At 63.0% G+C, this 7,244-nt stretch carries 5 protein-coding genes and 1 pseudogene; 4 read left to right on the forward strand and 2 right to left on the reverse strand.

What is annotated here, in order from left to right:
- Nucleotides 1-96: 96 nt before the first annotated feature.
- Both K3M35_RS23815 and K3M35_RS23820 read right to left on the reverse strand, forming a co-directional pair.
- The gene (locus tag K3M35_RS23815) at nucleotides 97-717 is read right to left on the reverse strand and encodes a cysteine hydrolase family protein (RefSeq protein WP_039584661.1); all 621 of its coding nucleotides are present in this window, start codon (nucleotides 715-717) and stop codon (nucleotides 97-99) included.
- A gap of 29 nt (nucleotides 718-746) precedes the next feature.
- A complete protein-coding gene (locus tag K3M35_RS23820; protein ID WP_006551092.1) occupies nucleotides 747-1,820 on the reverse strand; it encodes an LLM class flavin-dependent oxidoreductase in 1,074 nt (357 codons plus the stop codon).
- Between the two features lie 265 nt (nucleotides 1,821-2,085).
- On the opposite strand from K3M35_RS23820, the gene K3M35_RS23825 reads away from it, so the two are divergent.
- From K3M35_RS23825 to K3M35_RS23840, 4 genes and pseudogenes are all read left to right on the forward strand, one after another.
- Nucleotides 2,086-2,826, forward strand: a complete 741-nt coding sequence (locus tag K3M35_RS23825) for a GntR family transcriptional regulator (protein WP_064060777.1) — start codon at nucleotides 2,086-2,088, stop codon at nucleotides 2,824-2,826.
- Nucleotides 2,827-3,200: 374 nt separating this feature from the next.
- Entirely contained in the window at nucleotides 3,201-4,568 is a 1,368-nt protein-coding gene (locus K3M35_RS23830; RefSeq protein ID WP_064060776.1) for an MFS transporter, read from the forward strand.
- A gap of 1 nt (nucleotide 4,569) precedes the next feature.
- A complete protein-coding gene (locus tag K3M35_RS23835) occupies nucleotides 4,570-6,474 on the forward strand; it encodes an FAD-dependent monooxygenase (RefSeq protein WP_064060775.1) in 1,905 nt (634 codons plus the stop codon).
- Nucleotides 6,471-7,124, forward strand: a pseudogene (locus tag K3M35_RS23840) (alpha/beta fold hydrolase); the annotation flags it as partial. The gene K3M35_RS23835 and the pseudogene K3M35_RS23840, both read left to right, overlap by 4 nt.
- Nucleotides 7,125-7,244: the final 120 nt, after the last annotated feature.

Genomic DNA, 7,244 nt, shown 5'->3' on the forward strand with positions numbered 1-7,244 from the left:
CAGAGTTACACCGTTGTTCTTACAGTCCCGTCTGAGATCAGCAATGTGAGGGCGGATAGGCATCGACGCGCTGTGCCCGAGAACTGGTGTCGGCGGTCAAACCGGGGTGCCGGTGATCGTCGTAGCCAAAGCAGCGCGGACTTCGTCGACGGTGCTGATCTCGGCCAGTAGCGCGAGGGAGTCGATGCTGGCTTGATGCGCTGCGAGAGTGGCCGCAGAGCATGCATCCTCGACGATCACCACTCGGTATCCGAGATCGCCTGCGACCCTGGCTGTTCCCTCGACGGAGGCGTTTGTGGCCACACCTGCGAAGAGGAGGGTGGTGATGCCTTTGCTGCGTAGGATGGTATCGAGGTCGGTACGGGCGAAGGCTCCGATGCGCTGGTGAGTGAGCACGGTGTCCTCATCATGCGGCGTGAGGGGTTCGATGATCTCGGCGAGTTCGCTGCCTTCCTTGAGGCAACCGGATTGGGCGACGATGCCGAGTAGGGGCGAGTTGGCGTCGAGATCGGACAAGTCCGGCTTCCATGCGACCCGGGTGTAGACGATCGTGGTGTGGGCGGTACGGGCGGCGGTGATGAGCGTGGCTATGCGGTCGATGACCTTGCGCTCGGTCACCTGCTGGTAGAAGAAGTCGGCGAAGGCGCCGGTAGCTTCGACGACGTCGCCTTGACAGTGGACAGCCACGAGCGCAGTGGTACGCGGGTCGAGTTCCATCAGTATCTCCTGGGCAGAACGGGGAAGGATCAGACGTGGGCGAGGATCGAATGCCCGATGTTGTCGATGTCGCGGGCGGCTGTGCGTGGGTTGGACAGGAAGACTTGAAGGATGTCGACGCCGGCTTCGCGCATCAGGGCTGTTTTTTCTCGTAGCTCGGCAGGAGAGCCGTACAGGCACCAGTAGTCGACGAGTTCCTTGGTGATGATCGGACGGTGCCGGGGGTCGAGGCCGCGCAGGTACTTCGCCCAGACGTCGAGATAGTGCGGTTGGTCCGCGGATTTCGGGTCGCCGAGGTATTGCTGGGCGGCGGTGAGTGAGGCGTCGACGATCGAGTCGCCGAGTTCGTCGCGGTGTTGGTCCATCAGTCCGGCGTTGGTGATGCATGAGCTGATCGGTCCGGATCCGAAGCCGTTGGTGACGCCGTCTTCCCAGGTTTCTCCGTTGCCGAGTTGGTAGAACCAGGACAACGAGACGAGCTTGACAGAGCCTGGGGCTCGTCCTGCATCGGCGACGGCTTTGTCCAGGAGCCTACGAATCATCTGGATCATGTCGATGTTCGGTCCGAGGCAGTAGACGACGGCGTCGGCGTATTTGGCTGCTTCGGCAAGACCGCGGGGCCCGCCGGCAGCAACCCAGATCGGGATGTGGTCGGTGACGTTGTAGAAGCCACTTTCTTTGTCGAGGAACTCCACTTCCCGGGACTGTCCGAGCCAGGTGTGGTTGACCCGGTGGCCTGCCATCAGTTCACGGGAGACCTCGATGGCGTGGGACAGTTCGGAGATCTTCGCGGTGCGGTTACCCATGGAACGCAGCGCGTTGTTGGCGGTACCGATACCGAGGAAGGTTCGGCCTGGCGCCAGGGCATTGAGAGTGGCCATGGAGTTCGCGGTGACGGGGGCGATGCGGGTCAATGGATTGGTGACCATGGTGCCCAGGTGGATGCCGGTGGTCTGCTGCGAAGCCAGGGCGAGGAACTGGTACGGATCGGAGAACAGCAACGGGCCTTCGCCGACACCGAAGTGAGTGACCCCGAGGTCCTCGGCCTGCTTCACCATCGCGACCTGGTCGATCTTGGCGCAGGTGCCGATACAGAATTCCATAAGTTTTCTCCTTGCACGGGGCCCAGGGGTGTGCACTTGGCTCGTCCTACCCGTCGTAGCGGGGATGTGTCCGACGGCCTCACTACGGGTGTGCATGCCTCCGGAGGGGATTCCGCAATCGGGGATGCTGCCCACTGATCGCGAACTGGAATGCTAGCGTTCCAGATGAACGTAGCTCACAGTGACTCACACCACAAGTACTAGAATGCAAGTCGCTGCCTTCAGCTCCCAGCACCACCCGATAACCGACGGAAAGCCTGAGCCGATGACCTCGACCGATCCCGGCCCGACGGCTAGCACCGAGGCTGCCGCCCTCCTTGCGCACGTCCGCACCTCCGGGGCACGTCTGTCCTCCGCGCTCTACGACATCTTGAAGACCCGATTGCTCGAAGGCCGCTATACAGCTGGCGAGAAGATCGTCGTCGAGTCGATTCGGCAGGAATTCGGGGTGAGCAAACAGCCGGTCATGGATGCCCTGCGTCGCCTCTCGAGCGACAAACTGGTCTACATCGTCCCCCAGGTCGGGTGCGAGGTCGTTTCCTACACCCCGCGTGAGGTCGAGGACTTCTTCACCCTGTTCGGTGGTTTCGAAGGAGCCATTGCTGCGGTGGCGGCCACGCGGCGAACCGAGGCGCAGGTGCGGGAGCTGGATCTGATCTCTGCACGCGTCGATGCCTTGATCGCCTCCGACGACCCCGAGGTCCGCGCCCACGGATACCGAGTTCACAACAGGGAATTCCATGCCGCCATCCATGCGATGGCGCATTCACGGATCATGGAGGAGACCAGTCAGCGGATGTGGGATCTGTCGGATTTCCTGATCAACACCGCCGGCATCACCAACCCGCTCGCGAGTGCGTTACCCGACCGCCAGCACGACCATCACGAGATCGCCGAGGCGATCCGAAATCGCGATGCCGCTGCGGCGCGTGAGGCGATGGAGCGCCATATCGTCGGCACGATTGCGGTCATTCGCGACGAATCGAGTGCTCAGCCATCGCGCTGATGGTGAGCCCGCTCCCTATAACGGATTCTGCACGACCGGGCAGGCCTACAGGCTTCCGCCCCGCCTGCGGCGCTGTATCTTCAGGCAGCGCCGCATCACAATGATCGCCACAGTGCGATCCAGCCTCCTCCGACAGAGACTTGCGTCACCATTCGCGCTGGAGTAGCTTCGCAGCTAGACGTCTAGCATTCCAGTTGCTCGGCCCCTTTCTGCGGCGGCCCTCTTCGACATCCCGACGAATCTCAGACGAAAGGCGCGGCCATGACGACCGCCTCGCACCCAGCATTGTTCGCAGTGCCAGCCTGCTCCGACACTCGCAGCGGGGGAACCACACCGTGACCACCGCGCCGACTTCCGCAACGAAGACCTCCCCGATGCGGGTCGCCCTGGCCAGCTTCGTAGGGACCACCGTCGAGTACTACGACTTCTTCATCTACGGCACTGCGGCCGCACTGGTCTTCCCCACCTTGTTCTTCCCCGATGCTTCACCTGCTATCGGAATCCTGTTGTCCTTCGCTACTTTCGGCGTCGGATTCCTCGCCCGACCCCTCGGAGGCATCGTCTTCGGCCACTTCGGTGACCGGGTCGGCCGCAAACAGATGCTCGTCATCTCTCTCGTCGGTATGGGTGCCACCACAGTACTGATGGGACTGCTACCCGGTTACGCCCAGATCGGCATCGCCGCTCCGATCCTGCTCACCTTGCTGCGCCTGGTTCAAGGCTTCGCCGTAGGCGGTGAATGGGGTGGCGCCACCTTGATGGCCGTCGAGCATGCCCCCACCGCGAAGAAAGGATTCTTCGGCTCCTTCTCACAGATGGGTGCTCCCGCCGGGACGAGCATTGCGACCCTGGCGTTCTTCGCCGCTTCTCAACTCCCGGACGAGCAGTTCCTCAGTTGGGGCTGGCGGCTACCGTTCCTGTTCAGCGCGGTCCTGATCGTAATCGGCCTGTTCATCCGCCTGTCCCTGACCGAAAGCCCCGACTTCGCCGAGATCAAAGCCAACAGTGCTGTAGTGCGGATGCCGATCGCCGTCGCATTCCGCAAGCACTGGAAAGAAATCTTCCTCATTGCCGGCACCTACCTGTCCCAGGGAGTGTTCGCCTACATCTGCATGGCGTATCTCGTCTCCTACGGCACCACCGTCGCCGGAATCAGCCGCACCTTCGCCCTGGCCAGCGTGTTCGTCGCCGGCCTCGTCGCCGTCCTCCTCTATCCCGTCTTCGGCGCCTTGTCGGACACCTTCGGCCGCAAGACCATGTACCTGCTCGGCGCCGTCACCATGGGGGTGGCGATCGGCCCGGCCTTCGCACTGATCAACACCGGAAACCCCTGGCTTTTCATGACCGCGCAGGTACTGGTCTTCGGCATCTCTATGGCCCCCGCCGCCGGAGTAACCGGATCGCTGTTCACCATGATCTTCGATGCGGATGTGCGCTACAGCGGCGTCTCGATCGGCTACACGCTCTCCCAGGTCGCGGGCTCGGCGTTCGCCCCGACCATTGCGACCGCCCTGTACGCCTCCACCAACACCAGCAACTCGATCGTGCTTTACCTACTGATCGTCTCGGCCATCTCGGTGGTCTCGGTGATCCTGCTGCCCGGCGGCTGGGGACGCAAGGGCGCGACACGCCAACTGGTTGCCGACAAGCGCACCTCGACACCGAATGCAACTGCCACCGCATCCTTTTCGACTCCGCCCACCACCGACGCCGCACAGTCCCTGCAGACCTTGGACAAGTGAAGTGACCACCATGAACGACCACGACCCCACGTACGACACCGACGTCATCATCGTCGGACTCGGTCCCGCCGGCGGCACAGCCGCTCTCGCCCTGGCCACCTACGGTGTGCGCGTCCACGCCGTCTCGATGTTCCCCTGGGTGGCGAACTCACCCCGCGCGCACATCACCAACCAACGCGCCGTAGAAGTGCTCCGCGACCTGGGCGTCGAAGACGAAGCCCGCACATACGCCACTCCGTGGGACCAGATGGGCGACACCCTGTTCACCACCAGTCTGGCCGGTGAAGAAATCGTCCGGATGCAGACATGGGGCACCGGCGCCCGGTACGGCGACTATCTCGCCGGCAGCCCGTGCGCGATGCTCGACATCCCTCAGCCCCTGATGGAACCGGTACTGATCAAGAACGCGGCCGAACGCGGCGCGTTGATCAGTTTCAACACCGAATACCTCGATCACAGCCAGGACAAGGACGGTGTCACGGTGAGATTCCGGGATGTGCGCTCGGGCACCGAGTTCACCCAGCGAGCGCGCTTCCTGCTCGGCTTCGACGGTGCCCGCTCGAAGATCGCCGAACAGATCGGACTGCCCTTTGAAGGCGAGCTCGCCCGTGCCGGCACCGCCTACATCCTGTTCAACGCGGATCTGAGCAAGTACGTCGCTCACCGGCCGAGCATTCTGCACTGGATCTTCAACTCCAAGGCCGGTTTCGGTGAGATCGGCATGGGTCTGCTGCGGGCGATCAGACCTTGGGGCCAGTGGATCGCCGGATGGGGCTTCGACATGTCCCAAGGTGAACCCGACATATCCGATGACGTTGTGCTAGAACAGATCCGTACCCTTGTCGGCGACCCTGAGCTGACCATCGACATCGTGTCGCGCTCGTTCTGGTACGTCAATCAGCAGTGGGCCGAGCATTATCAATCCGGCCGGGTGTTCTGTGGCGGCGACGCCGTACACCGGCATCCGCCGAGCAGCGGCCTGGGCTCGAACACCTCCATGCAGGATGCATTCAACCTTGCCTGGAAGATCGCCTACGCCGCCAAGGGATACGCGGGACCGGGACTGCTCGAGTCCTACTCCCCCGAGCGGGTTCCGGTCGGCAGGCAGATCGTCGCGCGCGCCAACCAGTCCCGCAAGGACTACGCCGGTCTGCGCGAGTGGTTCGATCCCACCAGCGACGACCCGGTCACCGCCGGCCTGGCAAAACTCAAAGCTCCCTCCTCCGAAGGCGCGGCACTGCGTGAGCGCCTATACGAGGCACTCGAGGTCAAGAACACCGAGTTCAATGCCCACGGCGTCGAACTCAACCAGCGTTACGCCTCGTCTGCGGTGGTCCCCGACCTTGAAGCCGGTGAGGAGGTATGGGGACGCGACCGGGAACTGTACCTGCAGGCCACCACTCGTCCTGGCGCCAAGCTGCCACACGCCTGGTTGGTCGGCCCGCACGGTACCCGGGTCTCGACCCTCGATGTCACCGGCAAGGGACAGATGACCCTGCTCACCGGCATCGGCGGACAGGCATGGAAACGTGCCGCTGCCACATTGGACCTACCGTTCCTGCGCACCGTAGTCATCGGTGAAGCGGGCATCAACGACTCGTACGGGTACTGGCGGCAGCTCCGTGAAATCCATGAGGCCGGGGCTCTTCTCGTGCGCCCCGACGGCTACGTCGCCTGGCGGTACAGCGCTCCGGTATGGGGCGACAGCGAAGCACTCACCCACCTCGAGAACGCGCTCAGCATCGTCCTCGACCGTGCCCCGCATGAGACCCCAACCGCCGGGGACGGCGGTACGCCCCAGTACAGCATCCACGCCGTACCGATCGTCGTCCCGCACGTCACCGCCGACGACGCAACATCAGCCTCCACAGCCAGCATCACACCAATCGAGGGAGCACACGCATGACCCGCCCGTACACCAGCGTCTGGGACGATCTGAACCAGGTCGAGTTCAGCCAGGGGTTCATCCAGGCCGGCCCATACCGCACCCGCTATTTGCACGCCGGGGACGACTCCAAGCCCACACTCATTCTCCTACACGGCATCACCGGCCACGCCGAAGCATATGTCCGCAATCTGCGTTCACACGCCGAGCATTTCAATGTGTGGGCCATCGACTTCATCGGCCACGGCTACTCCGCCAAACCCGATCACCCCCTCGAGATCAAGCACTACATCGACCACGTGCTGCACCTTATGGATGCCATCGGCGTCGAGAAGGCATCCTTCTCAGGCGAGTCGCTGGGCGGATGGGTCACCGCCCAGTTCGCTCACGACCACCCGGACAAAGTCGAGCGGATCGTGCTCAACACCATGGGCGGCACCATGGCCAACCCACAGGTAATGGAACGGCTCTACACCCTGTCGATGGAAGCGGCGAAAGACCCGAGCTGGGAACGCGTCAAAGCACGCCTCGAATGGCTCATGGCCGACCCGAACATGGTCACCGACGACCTCATCCGCACCCGCCAGGCCATCTTCCAACAACCGGACTGGCTCAAGGCATGCGAAATGAACATGGCCTTGCAGGACCTCGAAACCCGCAAACGGAACATGAGGGACTGCTGCACGGATAGGTGACATCTGATCTGTGGTGCCGCAAGGCACTGCTGGAAGGATGTGCCCTGTGCCGAAGCCGTATCCCAAAGAGTTCCGTGACGACGTCGTCCGTGTTGC

This window comes from Rhodococcus sp. DMU2021 (genome assembly GCF_019641445.1).
GTDB classification, from domain to species: domain Bacteria; phylum Actinomycetota; class Actinomycetes; order Mycobacteriales; family Mycobacteriaceae; genus Rhodococcus; species Rhodococcus pyridinivorans.

What these genes read in the sequence shown, in the direction of transcription:
- K3M35_RS23815 (WP_039584661.1), bottom strand. Translation starts at nt 717, where the DNA reads ATGGAACTCGACCCGCGTACCACTGCGCTCGTGGCTGTCCACTGTCAA.
- K3M35_RS23820 (WP_006551092.1), bottom strand. Translation starts at nt 1,820, where the DNA reads ATGGAATTCTGTATCGGCACCTGCGCCAAGATCGACCAGGTCGCGATG.
- K3M35_RS23825 (WP_064060777.1), top strand. Translation starts at nt 2,086, where the DNA reads ATGACCTCGACCGATCCCGGCCCGACGGCTAGCACCGAGGCTGCCGCC.
- K3M35_RS23830 (WP_064060776.1), top strand. Translation starts at nt 3,201, where the DNA reads ATGCGGGTCGCCCTGGCCAGCTTCGTAGGGACCACCGTCGAGTACTAC.